Origin of the sequence: Pseudomonas sp. GL93 (assembly GCF_003408955.1) — a bacterium.
Taxonomy (GTDB): Bacteria; Pseudomonadota; Gammaproteobacteria; order Pseudomonadales; family Pseudomonadaceae; genus Aquipseudomonas; species Aquipseudomonas paracarnis.
Map to the genome: position 1 here is coordinate 1 of NZ_NKRF01000097.1, position 18,060 is coordinate 18,060.

Here is an 18,060-nt window from a genome sequence, read left to right on the forward strand (position 1 = left end):
TCATTTGAGAGTGTGGAGCAACTGGCATCAGGCTTAGAGGATTACATCACCTACTACAACCAAGACCGCATAAGCCTCAGACTGAATGGCTTGAGTCCGGTACAGTTTCGGACCCAGGCACTAAATCAATAGCGTCTCCTGTCCAACTTTTGGGGGGCAGTTCATGTCAGAGCGGAACCCTAAGTGGCCGTTACCGCAGGAATGGATATGTACACAATCCAACTGTGCTGACTGTCAGGCCACCTTCGCGAGCAAGCCCGCTCCCACAGTTTGATCGCAGGGCGTCAGTTAGATAGGTGTCGGCTTTCAGGCCGCTATCGCAGGCAAGCCAGCTCCCACAATTGGATCACCGCAGGGCTCGCTTACAAGGCAACCGGCGCCCGTTCGCACAGGGTATTAAGGGCCGCCGCCCAGTGCGGCTCATCATTCAGGCAAGGCACCAACACCAACTCCTCGCCCCCCGCTTCACGAAATTGCTCGCGACCGCGATCGCCAATTTCCTCCAACGTCTCAATGCAATCGGCGACGAACGCCGGGCACATCACCAGCAGCTTCTTCACGCCTTGCTGGGCCAATGCCTCAAGGCGCGCCTCGGTGTAGGGTTCGATCCACTTGGCCCGGCCCAGGCGGGACTGGAACGCCACCGACCATTTACCCTCCGGCAAGCCCAGCCGCTCGGCCACGTCCCGCGCCACGCTGAAGCACTGCGCGCGATAACAGGTGGCAAGCACTTCAGGGGATGCGTTCTTGCAGCAGTCTGCGTCCTTGAAGCAGTGCTGGCCGGTAGGGTCGAGCTTGGTCAGGTGACGCTCAGGCAAGCCATGGAAACTGAGCAGCAAGTGATCGTAATCCTGCTCCACATAAGCGCGCACACTCGCCGCCAGCGCATCGAGGTACTCAGGCTGATCGTAGAACGGTTGCAGGATCGAAAACTGCACATTCAGTTGCTTGTCGCGCACCACCCGCTTGGCTTCCTCTATCACCGTGGTGACGGTGCTGTCGGCAAACTGCGGGTACAACGGCGCCAGTGTGATTTTTTGAATACCCTGGGCGGCCAGGCGCGTCAGGACCGTTTCCAGGGACGGCTCGCCGTAACGCATCGCCAGTTCCACCGGGCCCTGGGTCCACTGCGCGGTCATCTGCTGTTGCAGGCGGCGGCTCAGCACCACCAGCGGCGAACCCTCGTCCCACCAGATCGACGCATAGGCATGGGCCGATTGCTCGGGGCGCTTGATCAGGATCAGCGACACCAGCAAGCGCCGCACCGGCCACGGCAAGTCGATCACATAAGGGTCCATCAGGAACTGATTGAGGTAGCTGCGCACGTCGGCCACTGACGTGGACTTTGGCGAACCCAGGTTGACCAGTAACAACGCGTGATCGGTCATGCAACATCCTATCTTTAGAGGCGGCTGGACAAGTCGTCCAGAGCCGCACGCAACTCAGTGAACTGGAAAGTGAAACCTGCGGCCTGCAGCCGTTCAGGCAAAGCCTTTTGCCCGCCCAGCAACAAGCCGGACAACTCACCCAGGCCAACCTTCAACGCAAATGCCGGCATCGGCATGAACGCCGGGCGGTGCAGCACCTGGCCCAGGGTCTTGGCAAATTCGCGGTTACGCACCGGGTGTGGCGCGCAGGCATTATAAGGACCGTTGGCGTCTTGCTTGTGCAGAAGAAAATCAATCAGGGCGATTTGATCCTTGATATGCACCCAGGGCATCCACTGTCGTCCATTGCCAATCGGCCCGCCCAGCGCCAGTTTGAACGGCAGCAGCAGGCGCGACAAAAAGCCGCCCTCGGCAGACAGCACCAACCCCGTACGCACCAGCACCACGCGAATGCCCAAGGCTTCGGCACGCTGGGCGGTTTCCTCCCAGGCGATACACAACTGGCTGGGGAAATCATCCAGTACCGGGCCGCTGGCTTCGGTCAGTTCGCGCTCGCCGCCGTCGCCGTACCAACCCACCGCAGAACCGGAGATCAGCACCGCCGGTTTTTGCTCCAGGCTTTCCATCCAGGCCAGCAAGGTTTCGGTGAGGTGAATGCGACTGTTCCACAGCAACGCCTTGCGCTTGTGGGTCCAAGGCCGGTCGGCAATAGGCGCGCCTGCCAGGTTGACCACCGCGTCCACCGCGCCAATCACCTCTTGTAGGCGAGCCACCCCGAGCACCTGCGCACCGCAGACCTGGGCGACCGTTTCCGGTTGCCGGCTCCACACCGTCAGGCGATGGCCTTGTGCGAGCCAGTGCTTGCAGAGTTGGCGACCGATCAAGCCGGTACCGCCGGTCAGCAAAATATGCATGGGACTCTCCTCATGTAACGTTCGCCGCCGCTCACTGGTCTATTTTATAAGCAGGGATCAATTTGATAATTGAGCGTGACGGGGGTTCAAGCCTTAGCTTAACCATAGGTCACGCCACGCAATCAGGCACGCCGAAACTTATACCAAAAAACAATATTGTACAGCTATTGGTGTCGGCGTAGTCTGTACCCAACGGTAAAACGAGGCCTCCCATGACTGTTCCCATCGCGATCATTGGTACCGGCATCGCCGGTCTCTCCGCCGCCCGAGCGTTACAAGACGCCGGGCACGCAGTACAACTCTTCGATAAAAGCCGCGGCAGCGGTGGCCGCATGTCCAGCAAGCGCAGCGACGCCGGCGCACTGGACATGGGTGCGCAATATTTCACCGCCCGCGACCGGCGCTTCGTCAACGAAGTGCAGCGCTGGCAGAGCAACGGCTGGGCCGAGCAGTGGAAGCCGCAGTTGTATAACTTCAAGTCCGGCCAACTGACGCCCTCCCCCGATGAGCAGATCCGCTGGGTCGGTACGCCGCGCATGAGCGCCATCACTCGCGCCCTGCTCGACGACTTGCCGGTGGAGTTCGGTTGCCGCATCACCGAAGTCTTCCAGGGTACGCAGCACTGGAACCTGCTCGACGCGGACGGCGGCAATCACGGCCCTTTCAGCCATGTGATCATCGCCACGCCGGCTCCCCAAGCCACCGCCCTGCTGGCCGCCGCGCCCAAGCTGGCGAGCGCCGCGGCCGGGGTGAAAATGGACCCGACCTGGGCCATCGCCCTGGCGTTCGACAAGCCCCTGGATACGCCGATGGAGGGCTGCTTCGTGCAAGACAGCCCCCTCGACTGGCTGGCGCGCAACCGCAGCAAGCCCGGGCGCGACACCACCCTCGACACCTGGGTGCTGCACGCCACCAGCGCCTGGAGCAAGGCCCACCTGGACCTGCCCAAGGAAGCGGTGATCGAACACCTGCACGGCGCCTTTGCCGAATTGCTGCACAGCGCCATGCCCGCGCCGTCGTTCAGCCTGGCGCATCGCTGGCTCTACGCACGCCCATCGAACAGCCATGAATTCGGCGTGCTGGCCGACGCGGACCTGGGCTTGTTCGTCTGTGGCGACTGGTGCCTCTCCGGCCGGGTGGAAGGTGCCTGGTTGAGTGGCCAGGAAGCGGCGCGACGCTTGATCGAGCACCTGCAATGAACCGCATCAACCCTGCCAAACTGCTGCTGTCAAAATGGACGGCAGCTCATCCTCGCCACAAGGAAAAACACTTCCTGGTCACCGAATTGTTCCGTGACGAAGAGGGCACGGTGCTGGACATCGAACTGCAGGCCATCCTCACCCGGCGCGCCGAACGCCTGCCCTGGCAGACCCTGAAAAACGCTGAGGACTGGCAAATCGGCTGGAAATAACGCAACCGCACAAACCTGTACAAATTATTTGACTTGTACAACATCGAGCCTATGATGAGATTTAGTTGTACAAGATTTTTAGCTTGTACAGGATTCTTGCAGAGGTTTGCTTATGTCCAGCCACGTGAAACCGAAGATCGCCATCAGCGCCTGCCTTCTGGGTGAGAACGTGCGCTTCAATGGCGGTCATAAACAGTCCCTGCTATGCAGCCAGACCCTCAGTGACTATTTCGATTTTGTCCCGTTGTGCCCTGAAGTTGCCATCGGCCTGGGCATTCCTCGGCAAGCGATCCGCCTGGTCGGCGACCCCAACCAACCGCAGGCCGTGGGCAGCGTAAACCCTGCGCTCAATGTCACTCAGCCACTGGACGACTACGGCCAGCAAATGGCCCGGGAACACACCGACCTGTGCGGCTACATCTTCATGCAGAAATCACCGTCGTGCGGCCTGGAGCGGGTCAAGGTGTACCGCGACAACGGCACGCCCGTCGAGGGCGGCGGGCGCGGTATTTACGCCCAGGCGTTTTGTGCGCGTCACCCTAACCTGCCGGTGGAAGAAGACGGTCGCCTGAACGACCCGGTGCTGCGGGAAAACTTCCTCACCCGCGTATTCGTGTACGCCAGTTGGCAGCAACTGTTGGCCGACGGCCTTACCCGTCACCGCTTGCTGACGTTTCACTCGCGCTACAAGTACCTGCTGATGGCCCATAGCCCGGCGCATTACAAAAGCCTGGGCCACTTGCTCGGCAGCATGGGCCAGGGCATTGACCTGCAAGCCCTGGCCGACGGCTATTTCAGCGAACTGATGGCGGGCCTGAAAAAATGCGCGACTCGCGGTACCCATACCAATGTGCTGCAACACATCAGTGGCTACCTCAAGCAGGCCATCAGTGCCGATGACAAACAGGAAATGCAGACCGTCATCGGCCAATACCGCCACGGCATCGTGCCGCTGGTGGTGCCGCTGACCCTGCTCAAGCACCACTTTCGCCAACACCCGGACCACTACATCGCGCAGCAGGCCTACCTGCAACCGCACCCGGAAAACCTCAGCCTGCGTAATGCGATCTAACCCATGAAACCTGCCCTGCTCGACGAACCCGGCGAAGACATCGCCCACGCCCTGGAAAACGGCTGGCTGCCGATCCGCGAGGTGGCGCGCCAGACCGGCGTGAATGCGGTGACGCTGCGCGCGTGGGAGCGCCGCTATGGCCTCATCGTGCCCCAGCGCACGCCCAAGGGGCATCGGTTGTTCAGCGCCGAACACGTGCAACGCATCCAGGCCATCCTCACCTGGCTCAATCGCGGCGTGCCGGTCAGCCAGGTCAAAGGGCTGATCGACTCCGCCCAAGGCAGTACGGCGCCGATGGAAAACGAATGGCAGAGCCTGCGCCAGCACTTGGTGAGTGCCATCAGTGAGCTGGCCGAGCGCCGGGTCGATGACGCGTTCAACCAGGCCATGGCGCTCTACCCGCCACGCACCTTGTGCGAGCAATTGATGCTGCCGCTGCTCAACGAGCTGGAACAACGCTGGCAGGGCCAGTTCGGCGCGCAGATGGAGCGGGTGTTCTTCCTGTCCTGGTTGCGCAGCAAGTTCGGCGCACGGATCTATCACAACAATCGTCAACTGCACGGCGCGCCGCTGTTGCTGGTCAATCATTCCGACCTGCCCCTGGAACCCCACCTGTGGCTCAGCGCCTGGCTGGCCAGCAGTGCCGATTGCCCGGTGGAAGTGTTCGATTGGCCACTGCCGGTCGGCGAACTGGCCCTGGCGGTGGAACACCTGCAACCACGTGCGGTGCTGCTGTATTCGAGCAAGGCGTTGCAGGTGCCGGCACTCAGCAAACTGCTGGGCGGCATCCGTTGCCCAACCGTGATTGCCGGACCAACGGTGTGCATCCACCACGCCGAGTTGGGCGTATTAACCCAGGACATCCCTGAGTTGTCCGTGGCCGAGGACCTGTTGGCGGCCCATCAATTGTTGATCCAGCGTGGAATTGTCTAAATGCATCTGATCTGGCTGCGCACCGACTTGCGCCTGCACGACAACACTGCCCTGGCTGCCGCGTGCCAGCGCGGCCCCGTCGCGGCTGTTTACCTGATCACGCCCGAGCAATGGCGGGCTCACGATGACGCGCCGTGCAAAGTCGATTTCTGGCTGCGCAACTTGCAGCACCTGAGCCAGGCACTGGGCAACCTCAACATCCCGCTGTTAATCCGCCACGCCGCGACCTGGGACCAGGCGCCGACGGTACTGAGCCAACTGTGCCGCGAGCTGTCGGTGGAGTCGGTACACGTCAACGAGGAATACGGCATTCACGAAAGCCGCCGCGACCGCGCCGTGGCCCAGGCCCTGGAAGCTGACGGCGTGACCTTCCACAGCTACCTGGACCAACTGTTTTTCCAGCCGGGTAGTGTGCTGACCAAGACCGGGACCTACTTCCAGGTGTTCAGCCAGTTCCGCAAGGTCTGCTACAGCCGCCTGCACAGCGCCCTGCCCCGCAGGGTGCCGACGCCAAAGGCCCAGGCCGAATTTGGCGTGAAGAGCGACCCTGTGCCGACGGCAGTCGAAGGGTTCCAAACACCCAGCGAAACCTTGCGTGCCCTCTGGCCCGCTGGCGAAGACGAAGCGCGCCGTCGACTCGATGCCTTCGCCGATCAGCAGATCAGCTATTACAAGGACGAACGCGACTTCCCGGCCAAGCCCGGCACCAGTCAGCTTTCTGCCTACCTGGCCGCCGGGGTGGTTTCGCCGCGCCAGTGCTTGCACGCCGCGCTGCAAACCAACCAGGGCGAGTTCGAAAGCGGCGACATCGGCGCCATCACCTGGATCAACGAGCTGCTGTGGCGCGAGTTCTACAAACACATCCTGGTCGGCTACCCACGGGTTTCCCGCCACCGCGCGTTTCGCCCGGAAACCGAAGCGCTGGCCTGGCGCAAGGCGCCCGAAGACCTGGCCGCCTGGCAACAGGCGCGCACCGGCTTGCCGATCATCGACGCGGCCATGCGCCAACTGCTGGAAACCGGCTGGATGCACAACCGCCTGCGCATGGTGGTGGCGATGTTCCTGACCAAAAACCTGCTGATCGACTGGCGCGAAGGCGAGCGCTTCTTTATGCGCCACCTGATCGACGGGGATCTGGCGGCCAACAACGGCGGCTGGCAGTGGAGTTCGTCCACCGGCACCGACTCGGCGCCGTATTTCCGGATATTCAGCCCGCTGAGCCAATCGGAAAAATTCGACGGCGACGGCGTGTTCATCAAACGCTGGCTACCGGAGCTGGCCACGCTGAATAAAAAACAAGTGCACAACCCCGAAGCGGTGGGCGGCCTGTTCGGCGTGGCGGATTACCCGCGTGCCATCGTCGATTTGAAACAGTCTCGCGAGCGCGCCTTGGCCGCATTTCGCCGGCTGCCTTCGCGCCAGGAGATGGCCGAACATGAGTGACTTCCTGCGCCAATTCGCCCACATCTTCGCCACGCTGGACAAGCATAACCTGCACCTGCTCGGCAGCCTGTACAGCGAGGACATCGCCTTTGCCGACCCCCTGCATGAAGTCCAGGGCCTGCCAGCGTTGCGGCGTTACTTTGCCGACTTGTACAGCAACGTCAGCGAGCTGCATTTTGACTTCCACGGCTTCGATACCGTGGCCGAAGGCGAGGGCTACCTGCGCTGGAGTATGCGTTTTCGTCACCCACGCCTGGCCGGCGGCCAGATGATCGAGGTGCCAGGCTGTTCCCATTTGATGTGGCACGACACTGTTTACCGCCATCGCGACTATTTCGATGCCGGCGCCCTGCTCTATGAACATATCCCCCTACTGGGTCGCGTTATTCGTTGGCTGAAAAGGAGAAGGGGATGAGCCTTACACCGCCCCGTCGTTATTGGCTGACCGGCGCCAGCAGTGGTATCGGTGCGGCGCTGGCCGTGGAGTTGCTCGCCAGCGGCGCCCACGTGGCCCTCAGTTCCCGCACCCAAGGCCCGCTGGATGCCCTCGCCCTTCGATATCCAGGCCAGGTTCTGGTGGTGGCCGGCGATCTGACCAACAGCCAGACCGTGCGCGAGATCGGTGAGCGTATCAGCGAGGTCTGGGGTTCGCTGGACACGGTGATCCTCAACGCCGGCACCTGTGAATACGTGGACGCCCGGCAATTTGATGCCTCGATCATCGAGCACGTGGTGCGCACCAACCTGCTGGCCAGCAGCTATTGCATCGAGGCCGCGCTGCCGTTGTTGCGCGCCGGGCGTACCCCGCATCTAGTGGGCGTGGCCAGTGCCGTGACCTACCTGCCCATGCCCCGCGCCGAAGCCTACGGCGCGTCCAAGGCCGGCCTGCGTTACCTGTTCGAATCCCTGCGTATCGGCCTGTCGCCGGAAAGCATCGATGTCACTGTGATCAGCCCAGGCTTCGTCGACACGCCGCTGACCGAGCGCAATGATTTCCCGATGCCCCTGAGCTGGCCGGCCGACAAAGCCGCGAAACACATCTTCGCCAAGCTGGAAAAACGCCCGCTGGAAATCGCCTTTCCGGCCCTGTTCATCGCCACTTTATGGCCGCTGTCGAAGCTGCCCAACCGCGCGCAACTGATCATCGGAAAACGCATGCTGCGCAGCCCGCCGCCGAGGAAGGACGACCTGTGAAGATCGCCATTATCGGCAGCGGCATCGCCGGCCTGACCAGCGCCTACCTGCTCAGCCGTCGCCATGACATTACGCTGTTTGAGGCCAGTGACTGCATTGGCGGGCATACCCATACGGCCAACGTGACGGTCGACGGCAAAAGCTACGCGGTGGACACGGGCTTCATTGTGTTCAACGACTGGACCTACCCGAATTTCATCCGCCTGCTGGGGCAAATCGGGGTCAGGTTTAAACCCACCGAGATGAGTTTTTCGGTGTGCGACCAAAGCACAGGCTTTGAGTACAACGGCAACAACCTCAACAGCCTGTTTGCCCAGCGCCGCAACATCCTGTCGCCGGGGTTCTGGGGCATGTTGCGCGATATCCTGCGCTTCAATCGCCAGGCGCCCCTGGACTTGCAGGAGCAGCGCATCAGCGCCGACATGACCCTGGGCGATTCCCTCACCGCCGGCGGCTATGGGCCGCGGTTTATCCGGCATTACATCGTGCCGATGGGCGCGGCCATCTGGTCGATGTCCCTGGCCGATATGCTCAAGTTTCCGCTGCAGTTTTTTGTGCGTTTCTTCAAGAACCACGGCTTGCTCTCGGTGAGCAACCGCCCGCAATGGTGTGTGATCGAAGGCGGCTCCAGCCGTTATATCGAGCCCCTGACCCGCAGCTTTCGCGAACAGATACGGCTCAACTGCCCTGTGCATAAGGTGCAACGCAGCGAAGAGGGCGTGGTTATCCACAGCCCGGCCGGCAGCGAAACCTTCGACCGCGTGGTGTTCGCCTGCCACAGCGATCAGGCCCTGGCCTTGCTCGACGACCCCAGCCAGGCCGAACAGCACATCCTCGGTGCCCTGCCCTACGCCGACAACGACGTGGTGCTGCACACCGACACACGCCTGCTGCCCGACCGCAAACTGGCCTGGGCCAGCTGGAACTATCGGCTGACGGGCAACACGCAACAACAAGCCGCCGTCACCTATGACATGAACATCCTGCAAGGCATCGACAGCGCCACTACCTTTTGCGTCAGCCTCAACCAGACGCCGACGATCAATCCGCTGAAGATCCTGGCGCGCTACACCTACGCCCATCCGCAATACAGCCTGGCCGCAGTCGCCGCACAGGCACGCTGGGAAGAATTGAACGGCGTGCGCAATACCTTTTACTGCGGGGCCTACTGGGCCAACGGCTTTCACGAAGATGGCGTGGTCAGCGCTCTGCGCGTGGCCCAGGCTTTTGGGGAAACCCTGTGAACAGCGCTCTGTACAGCGGCTGGATCGCCCATCGCCGGTTTACGCCCAAGGCCCACGCCTTTCGCTACCGCATCGGCCTGTTGTACCTGGACCTCAGCGAAGAGGATGACGTACTGGGGCTCTCGCCGCTGGCCGGCACGGGTCGCCTGGCGCCTTTCGGTTTCCGCCAGCAGGATTACCTGCGTGAACTCACGCGCCACGGCATGAGCTTGAGCGATGCTGTGCGCTACGAAGTCGGCAAGGCCCTGGGGCATACACCCCAGGGCGCTATCTGCCTGCTGACCCAGGCCCGCAGTTGGGGCCTGGCTTTTAACCCGGTGAGTTTCTTCTACTGCTTCGAGGCTGACGGGCAACTGGCCGCGATCCTGTGTGAAGTGACCAACACCCCATGGCGCGAGCGCCATCACTACGTGCTGCCTGCCCAGGCACGGGGCGCCGATGAGCACCAGCATTTCGCCGTGGCGAAGGCCTTCCATGTGTCGCCGTTTTTGCCTCGCGACCTGGAATACCGCATGAGTTTCAGTCCGCCCGCCGCCAGGCTCGGCGTGCACATGGCCGATTGGCAGGGCACGCAAAAAGTCTTCGACGCCACCTTGAGCCTGGAAAAACAGGCACTGAGCCGCGCCAGCCTGCATCGCTATTTGTGGCACTTTCCCTGGATGACCGCCAAGACCGGCCTTGCGATCTACTGGCAAGCCTTGCGCCTGCTGCTCAAACGCACACCGATTTTTTCCCACCAGGGCGCCGATGGCGCCTCTCGCACCGCAGTCGGGTATACCAAGGATCGCCACCATGAAATCCCCTAGCTTATCGGTCAAGGCTAACCGCCTGAACGTCAACGGCATGACCGCTGCGCTATTGCGCAAAGGCGTTTTGCGCCAGCTCAGCCAATTGCGCCATGGCCAGTTGGTGATCATTGAGGATGGCGAGCGGCAAGTCTTCGGCGCACGGGAAGCGCACCTGCTGGGCGAGATCCAGATTCTCGATGCGGCGGTATGGGGGCTGGTGGCGGCCAATGGCTCGATCGGCGCCGGCGAAGCGTTTATCCATGGTTACTGGACCAGCCCCGACCTCACCGCCGTGGTGCGGGTGATGGTCAGCAACCTGGAGGTGCTCGACGCCATGGAGGGTGGCCTGGCTCGCCTGGCCCGGCCGTTTACTCAGGGCCTGCACTGGCTCAACCGCAACACACGTAAAGGCTCGCAAAAAAACATCGCTGCCCATTACGACCTGGGCAACGACTTGTTCGAAGAATTTCTCGACCCCACCATGATGTACTCGGCGGCACAGTTCCTCACGCCTGATGACACCCTGGAGCAAGCACAGCTGAACAAGTTGGCGCGCATCTGCCAGAAACTGGCGCTCAAGCCCAGCGACCACCTGCTGGAAATCGGCACCGGCTGGGGCAGCATGGCGTTGTATGCCGCGCAGCATTACGGCTGTCGGGTCACCACCACGACCTTGTCCAAGGAACAGTTCGCCTACACCGCCCAGCGTATCGAGGCACTGGGCCTGCAAGAACAAGTGACCGTGCTGCTGCGCGATTACCGCGACCTCTGCGGCGAGTACGACAAGCTGGTGTCGATCGAAATGATTGAAGCGGTGGGCCATCGTTTCCTGCCCACCTATTTCAAACAGTGTGCCCAGTTGCTCAAGCCCGACGGCCTGATGCTGCTGCAAGCCATCACCATTCGTGAACAGCGCTTTGAACAGGCCAAGCGCAGCGTCGACTTTATCCAGCGCTACATCTTCCCCGGCGGCGCGCTGCCCTGTGTGCAAAACATGCTGCAGATCGTCAGCCGCGACACCGACATGAACCTGCTGCACATGGAAGACTTCGGCCTGCACTACGCCCGCACCCTGCGCCTGTGGCATGAGAACTTTCGCCGCGCCCATGGCCGTCTTGCGGAGCTGGGTTATGACGAATACTTCCTGCGCCTGTGGGAGTTTTACCTGTGCTACTGCGAAGGCGGCTTCATGGAGCGCACCATCGGCACCGCACAGTTGCTGCTGGCCAAACCGGCGGCAATCAATCCGCCGCTGCTCGGGCGTTTCAGTGCTTAAACCCCTGGCCAATGCCGTGCTGTTTCAGTGCGGCTGGTTTGCCTGCGTGCTCGGCGGCGATAGCCGTTGGCTGCTAATTGGTATCGCGGCGCTGGGCGTCCATCTTCTGTGGATAAGTTCATGGACCAGAGAGGGGCAAGTGATTCTGGCCGTGACGGTGCTGGGCACCCTGGTCGATACGGCACTGCGCGGGCTGGGCGTGTTTGAGTTCAATACACCGGGGCCATTGATTCCGCTGTGGCTGATACTGTTATGGGCCTTGCTGGCCACCACCTTGCTGCACTGCCTGGCCTGGAGCGCACGCCCCTGGTGGCTGGCCAGCCTGCTAGGCGCGGTGGGCGGGCCGTTGTCTTATTACGCCGGCAGTCAATTGGCAGGCGTGAGTTTTGCGTACGGCACCACCCCAACATTGATCGGCCTGGCGCTGTTATGGGCCATGCTCTGTCCGCTGTTGCACGGGGTTGCGCAGAGGCTGGAACACTGACGCCCGTCCGAGCATTCATACGCGTCTAGCGCACTTGCCTTACACTGCGCGCCTATGACCAACATCCCTCACATTCAAATCACCGAACCCGTCACCTGCTCGACGTGCGCGGCCTGTTGCTGCCAACTGGAAGTCATGCTGATCACCGACACCGGCGTGCCGCAACGCTTTATCGATACCGATGATTGGGGAGGTGAGGTGATGCTGCGCCTGGACGACGGCTGGTGCGCAGCGCTGGACCGCGACACGATGATGTGCACGATCTATGAGCTTCGGCCGTTGATTTGCCGGGAGTTCGAGATGGGTGCGCCGGAATGCCTTGAAGAGCGCGAAGGTATTACCACGGCCTACCGCTGACCCCGAACTCCGTGATGATCACGGGCTTGTGTGGGAGCGGGCTTGCTCGCGAAGGCGGTGGGGCAGTCTAGGCATGTGCTAGCTGATACACCGCTTTCGCGAGCAAGCCCGCTCCCACAGGGGGGCCAAGTGTTCTTGAGATTAGAGCGGCATGGTGTAGTGCAGCGAGTAGCTCTCTACCCCATCGTTATTGCTGCTGATGCCGGCGTTGGAAAAATGCGTGGCACGAATGCCCACTTCATCCCCGCCGTTGAACCGCAGGCCGAAACCCAGGCGGTCTTCGAACTGGAAGGACTGGCCGATGTTGTTGTCTTCCAGCCGAGTGCGAGAGAACAACGCCACGCCGATACCGGCTTCGATGTAGGGCTTGACCGACTCGCCGGCAAACTCATACACAAATACCGGCGAGAACGACAGGCTGCTGGCGCCTGCACGGTCGTCCCCTTCCCAATAGGTATAGGCGCCGCTCCAGTAGCCGGTCAGTCGGCCGACATTGCTCTGCATCCAGCTTTTGTCCCAATCGGAGGTCAGGCCCAGGCGGTAGGTCAGCGTCGAATCGCTGGTGCTCCCCAAGCCGAACTCCAGGCCGGCGGCCTGGGCTGAAACAGAGTGTCCCAACATAGCGGCCGCAATCGCAGCCAAACAGAACAAGCGCTTCATGTGAAACGTCCTTTGCAAACGGAATAATTGGGTTATGTACAGGCTAACGGGCTATAGAAGCCGACGCATAGCCAGAAGTTCAGCTTTTTTCAGTGTTATTTCACGAAATTTTCACGAGCCAAAGCTTCGCACAACTCCAGGATGTTTCCAAAGTGTCGGTAGGATATTTCTTAGGTGACACAGATCGCCGCTGGTCCAGAACTGTGCAGGTTCAGGTTCGCCAACGGCCAGCAGGTCGCGCTCACCCAGCAAGCGCTTGAGCTGGCGCGCCACGGCGGCGCCGGTATCAATGAGGATGATGCTGGGGGGCAGCATCTGCGCCAGGAGTGGCTTGAGGAAGGGGTAATGAGTGCAACCCAGGATGATGGTGTCGCAACCGGCGCTAAGCAGCGGCTCAATATAGCCTTGCAGCAGGGTGTGCAAGGCGGGGCTGTTGAGGTCGCCGGCTTCAATCAGCTCCACCAGGCCCGGGCACGGCTGGGTAATCACCCGCACATCGGTGGCAAAACGGTCGAGCAATGCGGCGAACTTGGCGCTTTGCAGTGTGCCCGTAGTGGCGAGCACACCCACCACGCCACTGCGCGTGGCCGCGGCAGCAGGTTTGACCGCAGGCTCCATGCCTACCAGTGGCCAGTCGGGGTAGTCCTGGCGCAGATCGGCCACCGCGGCGACCGTCGCCGTGTTGCAGGCAATCACAAAAGCCTTGGCGCCCCGCTCGCAGAAAAACTCAGCGACCGAGCGAGAACGTTCAAGAATGAACGCCGGGGTTTTCTCGCCATAGGGAATGTGCCCGCAGTCCGCCACGTACAGCAGTGACTCGTGGGGCAATAAGTGCTGGATTTCTTCCAGCACCGTGAGGCCGCCGATGCCGGAATCGAACACACCAATAGGCGCGCCCTTAACCATGCTGTGTCCCGCAGACGCTGCAACCGGGGTCGCGCTTGACGCGCAACTCGCGAAAACGCGTGGTCAGCGCATCGATCAACAACAGGCGCCCCACCAACGGCTCACCAAAACCGGCCAGCAGCTTCAAGGCTTCCAACGCTTGCAGGCTGCCAACGACCCCCACCAACGGCCCGACGACGCCGGCTTCGCTGCAGGTCAGTTCAGTGTCGCTGCCGTGCCCGTACAAACAGTGGTAACAGGGGCTGTCGGCGCGACGGGGGTCGAATACCGACAACTGCCCCTCAAGGCGAATGGCCGCGCCACTGACCAGCGGTTTGCCGGCGGCGACGCAGGCCGCGTTGACCGCCTCGCGGGTAGAGAAGTTGTCGCTGCAATCGAGCACCAGGTCCACTGCGTTCACCGCAGCAGCCAGCGAGTCCGCATCCAGCGCAGCACGATGGGCGACAAGGGTGACTTCAGGGTTGATCGCCCTCAGGCGCCCCATGGCCGAATCGACCTTGGTCTGCCCCACGCTGTTAGTGTCATGGATGATCTGGCGTTGCAGGTTGGTCAAATCGACTGTATCGAAATCCGCCAGGTGCAATTCGCCCACCCCAGCAGCGGCCAGGTAAAGCGCAACCGGAGCGCCCAGGCCACCCAGGCCGACAATCAACGCGCGGCTTTGCTTCAGGCGTAATTGGCCGTCGATGTCGACAGGCTGCAACAGAATCTGCCGGCTATAGCGCAACAGCTCCTGGTCGGTCAGCACGGGCGGCGCCCCAAGGTGATGCGTTCGTGACCGCCGAGGTCAATGCGGCTATGTACGCCTTCAAAACCCTGGTTCAGCAACAATTCACGCACGGCCTGGGCCTGGTCGTAACCGTGCTCGAGTAACAGCCAGCCCCCGTCGTTCAGGTGGCCAGGAGACTCTGCAATGATCAGGCGCAAGTCGTCCAGACCATCGTGCCCCGCCACCAGCGCACTGGCCGGTTCGAAGCGCACATCGCCAGCCACCAGGTGCGGGTCATTGTCGGCAATATAGGGCGGGTTGCTGATAATCAGGTCGAAGCGGTGGCCTTGCAGGGCGCTGAACCAATGGCTGTTGAGCACCGTCGCGTTAGTGAGGTGCAGGCGTTGACGATTGCGCTCGGCCAGGGCCACGGCCTCCAGCACACGGTCGACCGCCGTGACCTGCCAGGCCGGACGTTCGCTGGCCAGGGCCAAGGCGATGGCGCCGCTACCGGTGCCCAGGTCCAGGACCTGGGCGGGCGTGGCGGGCAGCAATTGCAGGGCAGCTTCCACCAGTAATTCAGTTTCCGGGCGCGGGATCAGGGTGTGCGGTGCTACTTCCAGGTCGAGTTTCCAGAAGCCTTGCTGGCCGAGGATATACGCCACCGGCTCGCCGCTGCGGCGGCGCTGCAGGTAGCCGGCAAAGGTCAGGGCGTCTTCGCTGCTGACGATCTTTTCCGGCCAGGTATGCAGGTAGCTGCGCGATTTGCCCAGGGCAGCGGCCAGCAGCAACTCCACGTCCAGGCGCGCCGTCGGCGAGTCGGGCAGGTCAGCGGCGCGCAGCAGGCTGGCAATGATGGTCATTTAGTCACCTATCGCCGCCAGTTGATCGGCCTGATATTCGGCGAGCAACGGCTCTATCACCGCATCCACGCCACCAGCGAGAATGTCGTCGAGGGAGTACAGGGTGAGGTTGACCCGATGGTCGGTAACCCGGCCTTGGGCAAAGTTGTAGGTGCGGATACGCTCGGAGCGGTCGCCAGAGCCCACCAGCAGCTTGCGTTCGCTGGCAATTGCGTTGGCCGCGGCGCTGGTCTGCTGGTCGTTCAACTTGGCCGACAACCAGGACATGGCCCGTGCACGGTTCTTGTGCTGGGAACGTTCTTCCTGGCACTCCACCACAATGCCAGACGGCAAGTGGGTGATACGGATCGCCGAGTCGGTCTTGTTAACGTGCTGGCCACCCGCGCCGGATGAGCGGTAGGTGTCGACGCGCAGGTCCGCCGGGTTGATCTCGATCGTTTCCTGTTCGTCCGGCTCAGGCAACACCGCGACGGTGCACGCCGAGGTGTGGATACGGCCTTGGGATTCTGTCGCCGGCACCCGCTGTACGCGGTGCGCACCGGACTCGAACTTCAGCTTGCCGTAGACGTTGTCGCCTTCAACCCGGGCGATGACTTCTTTATAGCCGCCGTGCTCGCCTTCGTTCTCGGAGAGGATCTCCACGCGCCAACCGCGACGCTCGGCATAACGCGAATACATGCGGAACAGGTCGCCGGAAAAAATCGCCGCCTCGTCGCCACCGGTACCGGCGCGGATTTCGAGGAACACGTTGCGTCCGTCGTTAGGGTCCTTGGGCAGCAACATGCGTTGCAGGTCACCCTCAAGCTCGGCGAGTTTTTCCTTGGCTTCGCGGACTTCTTCCACGGCCATTTCGCGCATGTCCGGGTCGCTGTCCTTGAGCAGGGCCTGGGCGCCTTCGAGGTCGACCTGGACTTTCAGCAGGTTTTTATAGGTGGCCACAATGGGCTCAACTTCGGCGTATTCCTTGGAATAGGCACGGAATTTGGTCTGATCGGAAATGACCTCGCCATCGCCGAGCAAGGCGGTCAGTTCTTCGAAACGGTCCTGGAGCACGTCCAGTTTATTGAGCAGTGACGCTTTCATTGCGGTTTTTTATCCGAAGAGCTGTCTGACGCGCCCTCACCGAGGGCAAAGAGTTCCTGGGCCATGGCCAGCGCATCGAGGCGGCCTTCGGCGGTAAGCTTTTTCAACTGGACGCTGGGCGCGTGAAGCAGTTTGTTGGTCAGGCCACGGGCCAATTGCATCAGCACCTCTTCGGCGCCGCTGCCATTGGCCAGCATGCGCTGGGCCTTGAGCAACTCTTCATCACGCAGGCGTTCACCCTGCTGACGATACGCCTTGAGCACATCCACTGCCGCCAGTTCACGCAGGCGCACCATGAAATCTTCGGCGCCGGTGCTGACCATTTCCTCGGCGGCCTGGGCGGCCCCCTGACGGCTCTTGAGGTTTTCAGCGACCACTTCATGCAGATCATCGACGCTATAGAGGTAAACGTCGTCCAACTCGCCGACTTCGGGCTCGATATCCCGGGGAACGGCGATATCCACCATGAAGATCGGCTTGTGCTTGCGCAGCTTCAACGCGCTCTCGACCGCGCCCTTGCCCAGAATCGGCAATTGGCTGGCGGTGGAACTGATGACGATATCACTGCGTACCAGTTCAGCGGGAATGTCCGACAGCAGCACCGCATGCGCACCGAACTGCTCAGCCAGAATGCTGGCGCGCTCCAGGGTGCGGTTGGCGACCACGATGCGCTTTACGCCAAGGTCGTGCAGGTGACGGGCCACCAGGGTGATGGTTTCCCCAGCGCCGATCAGCAGGGCCTGGCTGCGCTGCAAGTCGCTGAAAATCTGCTTGGCCAGGCTCACAGCGGCAAAGGCCACGGACACCGGGTTTTCGCCGATGGCCGTATCGGTACGCACTTGCTTGGCGGAATTAAAGGTGGCCTGGAACAGGCGGCCCAGCAACGGGCCGACGGTGCCGGCCTCACGCGCCACGGCGTAGGCGGACTTCATCTGGCCGAGGATTTGCGGTTCGCCCAACACCAGCGAGTCGAGGCCGGCCGCCACGCGCATCATGTGACGAACTGCCGCATCCTCTTCATGCACATAGGCGCTGGCGCGCAGGTCATCGAGGCTCAAATGGTGATAATCGGCCAGCCAGCGCAGTACCACATCCGCCGAGAGATGTTCCTGCTCTATATAGAGCTCGCTGCGATTGCAGGTCGAAAGGATCGCAGCTTCGCGGCTGTCGGTGAGCCGGCAGAGCTGCTGCAGGGCCTCAACCAACTGCTCTGGCGTAAACGCCACGCGCTCGCGCACGTCTACGGAGGCAGTCTTGTGGTTAATACCGAGTGCGAGGAAGGCCATTCAATATCGCTGATGATGTCGGGAAGCCGACAATTGTCCTACTTCGAAA

21 protein-coding genes are annotated in these 18,060 nt (G+C 61.8%); 13 read left to right on the forward strand and 8 right to left on the reverse strand.

What is annotated here, in order from left to right; genetic code table 11:
• Positions 1-132: IS3 family transposase (locus tag CER19_RS22420; protein WP_133298300.1), on the forward strand; the 132-nt coding region annotated here is incomplete at its 5' end.
• A 230-nt stretch (positions 133-362) separates the two neighbouring features.
• Here the strand turns inward: CER19_RS22420 and hemH are convergent.
• Together hemH and CER19_RS22430 are read right to left on the reverse strand one after the other, a co-directional pair.
• The gene (gene hemH, locus CER19_RS22425) at positions 363-1,388 is read right to left on the reverse strand and encodes a ferrochelatase (protein ID WP_116668025.1); all 1,026 of its coding nucleotides are present in this window, start codon (positions 1,386-1,388) and stop codon (positions 363-365) included.
• 14 nt (positions 1,389-1,402) lie between these two features.
• On the reverse strand, positions 1,403-2,302 hold the full coding sequence (locus CER19_RS22430; RefSeq protein WP_014716850.1) for a TIGR01777 family oxidoreductase: 900 nt from the start codon (positions 2,300-2,302) through the stop codon (positions 1,403-1,405).
• Between the two features lie 212 nt (positions 2,303-2,514).
• On the opposite strand from CER19_RS22430, the gene CER19_RS22435 reads away from it, so the two are divergent.
• From CER19_RS22435 to CER19_RS22490, 12 genes are all read left to right on the forward strand, one after another.
• The gene (locus tag CER19_RS22435; protein ID WP_116668026.1) at positions 2,515-3,501 is read left to right on the forward strand and encodes an NAD(P)/FAD-dependent oxidoreductase; all 987 of its coding nucleotides are present in this window, start codon (positions 2,515-2,517) and stop codon (positions 3,499-3,501) included.
• Positions 3,498-3,713, forward strand: a complete 216-nt coding sequence (locus tag CER19_RS22440) for a TIGR02450 family Trp-rich protein (RefSeq protein WP_116668027.1) — start codon at positions 3,498-3,500, stop codon at positions 3,711-3,713. The genes CER19_RS22435 and CER19_RS22440 overlap by 4 nt, the downstream gene beginning before the upstream one ends.
• A 112-nt stretch (positions 3,714-3,825) precedes the next feature.
• A complete protein-coding gene (locus tag CER19_RS22445) occupies positions 3,826-4,785 on the forward strand; it encodes a DUF523 and DUF1722 domain-containing protein (protein WP_116668028.1) in 960 nt (319 codons plus the stop codon).
• 3 nt (positions 4,786-4,788) lie between these two features.
• Positions 4,789-5,718, forward strand: coding sequence for a MerR family transcriptional regulator (locus CER19_RS22450; protein ID WP_116668029.1), 930 nt, complete (start codon positions 4,789-4,791; stop codon positions 5,716-5,718).
• Positions 5,719-7,161, forward strand: a complete 1,443-nt coding sequence (gene phrB, locus CER19_RS22455; RefSeq protein WP_116668030.1) for a deoxyribodipyrimidine photo-lyase — start codon at positions 5,719-5,721, stop codon at positions 7,159-7,161.
• Positions 7,154-7,576 carry a nuclear transport factor 2 family protein gene (locus tag CER19_RS22460; protein WP_116668031.1) on the forward strand — a complete coding sequence of 141 codons (423 nt, stop codon included), beginning with the start codon at positions 7,154-7,156 and terminating at the stop codon, positions 7,574-7,576. The genes phrB and CER19_RS22460 overlap by 8 nt, the downstream gene beginning before the upstream one ends.
• Entirely contained in the window at positions 7,573-8,355 is a 783-nt protein-coding gene (locus tag CER19_RS22465; RefSeq protein ID WP_116668032.1) for an SDR family oxidoreductase, read from the forward strand. Before CER19_RS22460 ends, CER19_RS22465 begins: the two co-directional genes overlap by 4 nt.
• Positions 8,352-9,599: an NAD(P)/FAD-dependent oxidoreductase gene (locus CER19_RS22470; protein ID WP_116668033.1), complete on the forward strand. Its 1,248-nt coding sequence runs from the start codon at positions 8,352-8,354 to the stop codon at positions 9,597-9,599. Before CER19_RS22465 ends, CER19_RS22470 begins: the two co-directional genes overlap by 4 nt.
• Positions 9,596-10,405 carry a DUF1365 domain-containing protein gene (locus CER19_RS22475; protein WP_116668034.1) on the forward strand — a complete coding sequence of 270 codons (810 nt, stop codon included), beginning with the start codon at positions 9,596-9,598 and terminating at the stop codon, positions 10,403-10,405. The genes CER19_RS22470 and CER19_RS22475 overlap by 4 nt, the downstream gene beginning before the upstream one ends.
• Positions 10,392-11,663, forward strand: coding sequence for a cyclopropane-fatty-acyl-phospholipid synthase family protein (locus CER19_RS22480; protein ID WP_116668035.1), 1,272 nt, complete (start codon positions 10,392-10,394; stop codon positions 11,661-11,663). Before CER19_RS22475 ends, CER19_RS22480 begins: the two co-directional genes overlap by 14 nt.
• Positions 11,656-12,147 (forward strand): DUF2878 domain-containing protein, encoded by a 492-nt coding sequence (locus tag CER19_RS22485; RefSeq protein ID WP_116668036.1) that lies wholly within the window; start codon positions 11,656-11,658, stop codon positions 12,145-12,147. Before CER19_RS22480 ends, CER19_RS22485 begins: the two co-directional genes overlap by 8 nt.
• Before the next feature lie 54 nt (positions 12,148-12,201).
• Positions 12,202-12,504 carry a YkgJ family cysteine cluster protein gene (locus CER19_RS22490; RefSeq protein WP_003188364.1) on the forward strand — a complete coding sequence of 101 codons (303 nt, stop codon included), beginning with the start codon at positions 12,202-12,204 and terminating at the stop codon, positions 12,502-12,504.
• Between the two features lie 141 nt (positions 12,505-12,645).
• Here CER19_RS22490 and CER19_RS22495 read toward each other — a convergent pair whose 3' ends face one another.
• The 6 genes from CER19_RS22495 to hemA form a co-directional block, all read right to left on the reverse strand.
• On the reverse strand, positions 12,646-13,164 hold the full coding sequence (locus tag CER19_RS22495) for an acyloxyacyl hydrolase (protein WP_116668037.1): 519 nt from the start codon (positions 13,162-13,164) through the stop codon (positions 12,646-12,648).
• 111 nt (positions 13,165-13,275) lie between these two features.
• Positions 13,276-14,070 carry a glutamate racemase gene (gene murI, locus CER19_RS22500; RefSeq protein ID WP_116668038.1) on the reverse strand — a complete coding sequence of 265 codons (795 nt, stop codon included), beginning with the start codon at positions 14,068-14,070 and terminating at the stop codon, positions 13,276-13,278.
• Positions 14,063-14,818, reverse strand: coding sequence for a molybdopterin-synthase adenylyltransferase MoeB (locus CER19_RS22505; protein WP_116668039.1), 756 nt, complete (start codon positions 14,816-14,818; stop codon positions 14,063-14,065). The genes murI and CER19_RS22505 overlap by 8 nt, the downstream gene beginning before the upstream one ends.
• Positions 14,812-15,642, reverse strand: coding sequence for a peptide chain release factor N(5)-glutamine methyltransferase (gene prmC / locus CER19_RS22510; protein WP_116668040.1), 831 nt, complete (start codon positions 15,640-15,642; stop codon positions 14,812-14,814). Before prmC ends, CER19_RS22505 begins: the two co-directional genes overlap by 7 nt.
• On the reverse strand, positions 15,643-16,725 hold the full coding sequence (gene prfA, locus CER19_RS22515) for a peptide chain release factor 1 (protein ID WP_116668041.1): 1,083 nt from the start codon (positions 16,723-16,725) through the stop codon (positions 15,643-15,645).
• The gene (hemA, locus tag CER19_RS22520; protein WP_003188356.1) at positions 16,722-18,011 is read right to left on the reverse strand and encodes a glutamyl-tRNA reductase; all 1,290 of its coding nucleotides are present in this window, start codon (positions 18,009-18,011) and stop codon (positions 16,722-16,724) included. The genes prfA and hemA overlap by 4 nt, the downstream gene beginning before the upstream one ends.
• Between the last annotated feature and the right edge of the window lie 49 nt (positions 18,012-18,060).

Bases quoted from the DNA above. Each gene is read 5' to 3' on its own strand.
- CER19_RS22465 (WP_116668032.1), top strand. From the start codon at position 7,573: ATGAGCCTTACACCGCCCCGTCGTTATTGGCTGACCGGCGCCAGCAGT.
- prmC (WP_116668040.1), bottom strand. From the start codon at position 15,642: ATGACCATCATTGCCAGCCTGCTGCGCGCCGCTGACCTGCCCGACTCG.
- prfA (WP_116668041.1), bottom strand. From the start codon at position 16,725: ATGAAAGCGTCACTGCTCAATAAACTGGACGTGCTCCAGGACCGTTTC.
- CER19_RS22435 (WP_116668026.1), top strand. From the start codon at position 2,515: ATGACTGTTCCCATCGCGATCATTGGTACCGGCATCGCCGGTCTCTCC.
- CER19_RS22480 (WP_116668035.1), top strand. From the start codon at position 10,392: ATGAAATCCCCTAGCTTATCGGTCAAGGCTAACCGCCTGAACGTCAAC.
- CER19_RS22460 (WP_116668031.1), top strand. From the start codon at position 7,154: ATGAGTGACTTCCTGCGCCAATTCGCCCACATCTTCGCCACGCTGGAC.
- CER19_RS22450 (WP_116668029.1), top strand. From the start codon at position 4,789: ATGAAACCTGCCCTGCTCGACGAACCCGGCGAAGACATCGCCCACGCC.
- phrB (WP_116668030.1), top strand. From the start codon at position 5,719: ATGCATCTGATCTGGCTGCGCACCGACTTGCGCCTGCACGACAACACT.
- CER19_RS22490 (WP_003188364.1), top strand. From the start codon at position 12,202: ATGACCAACATCCCTCACATTCAAATCACCGAACCCGTCACCTGCTCG.
- CER19_RS22445 (WP_116668028.1), top strand. From the start codon at position 3,826: ATGTCCAGCCACGTGAAACCGAAGATCGCCATCAGCGCCTGCCTTCTG.
- CER19_RS22495 (WP_116668037.1), bottom strand. From the start codon at position 13,164: ATGAAGCGCTTGTTCTGTTTGGCTGCGATTGCGGCCGCTATGTTGGGA.
- murI (WP_116668038.1), bottom strand. From the start codon at position 14,070: ATGGTTAAGGGCGCGCCTATTGGTGTGTTCGATTCCGGCATCGGCGGC.
- hemA (WP_003188356.1), bottom strand. From the start codon at position 18,011: ATGGCCTTCCTCGCACTCGGTATTAACCACAAGACTGCCTCCGTAGAC.
- CER19_RS22430 (WP_014716850.1), bottom strand. From the start codon at position 2,302: ATGCATATTTTGCTGACCGGCGGTACCGGCTTGATCGGTCGCCAACTC.
- hemH (WP_116668025.1), bottom strand. From the start codon at position 1,388: ATGACCGATCACGCGTTGTTACTGGTCAACCTGGGTTCGCCAAAGTCC.
- CER19_RS22440 (WP_116668027.1), top strand. From the start codon at position 3,498: ATGAACCGCATCAACCCTGCCAAACTGCTGCTGTCAAAATGGACGGCA.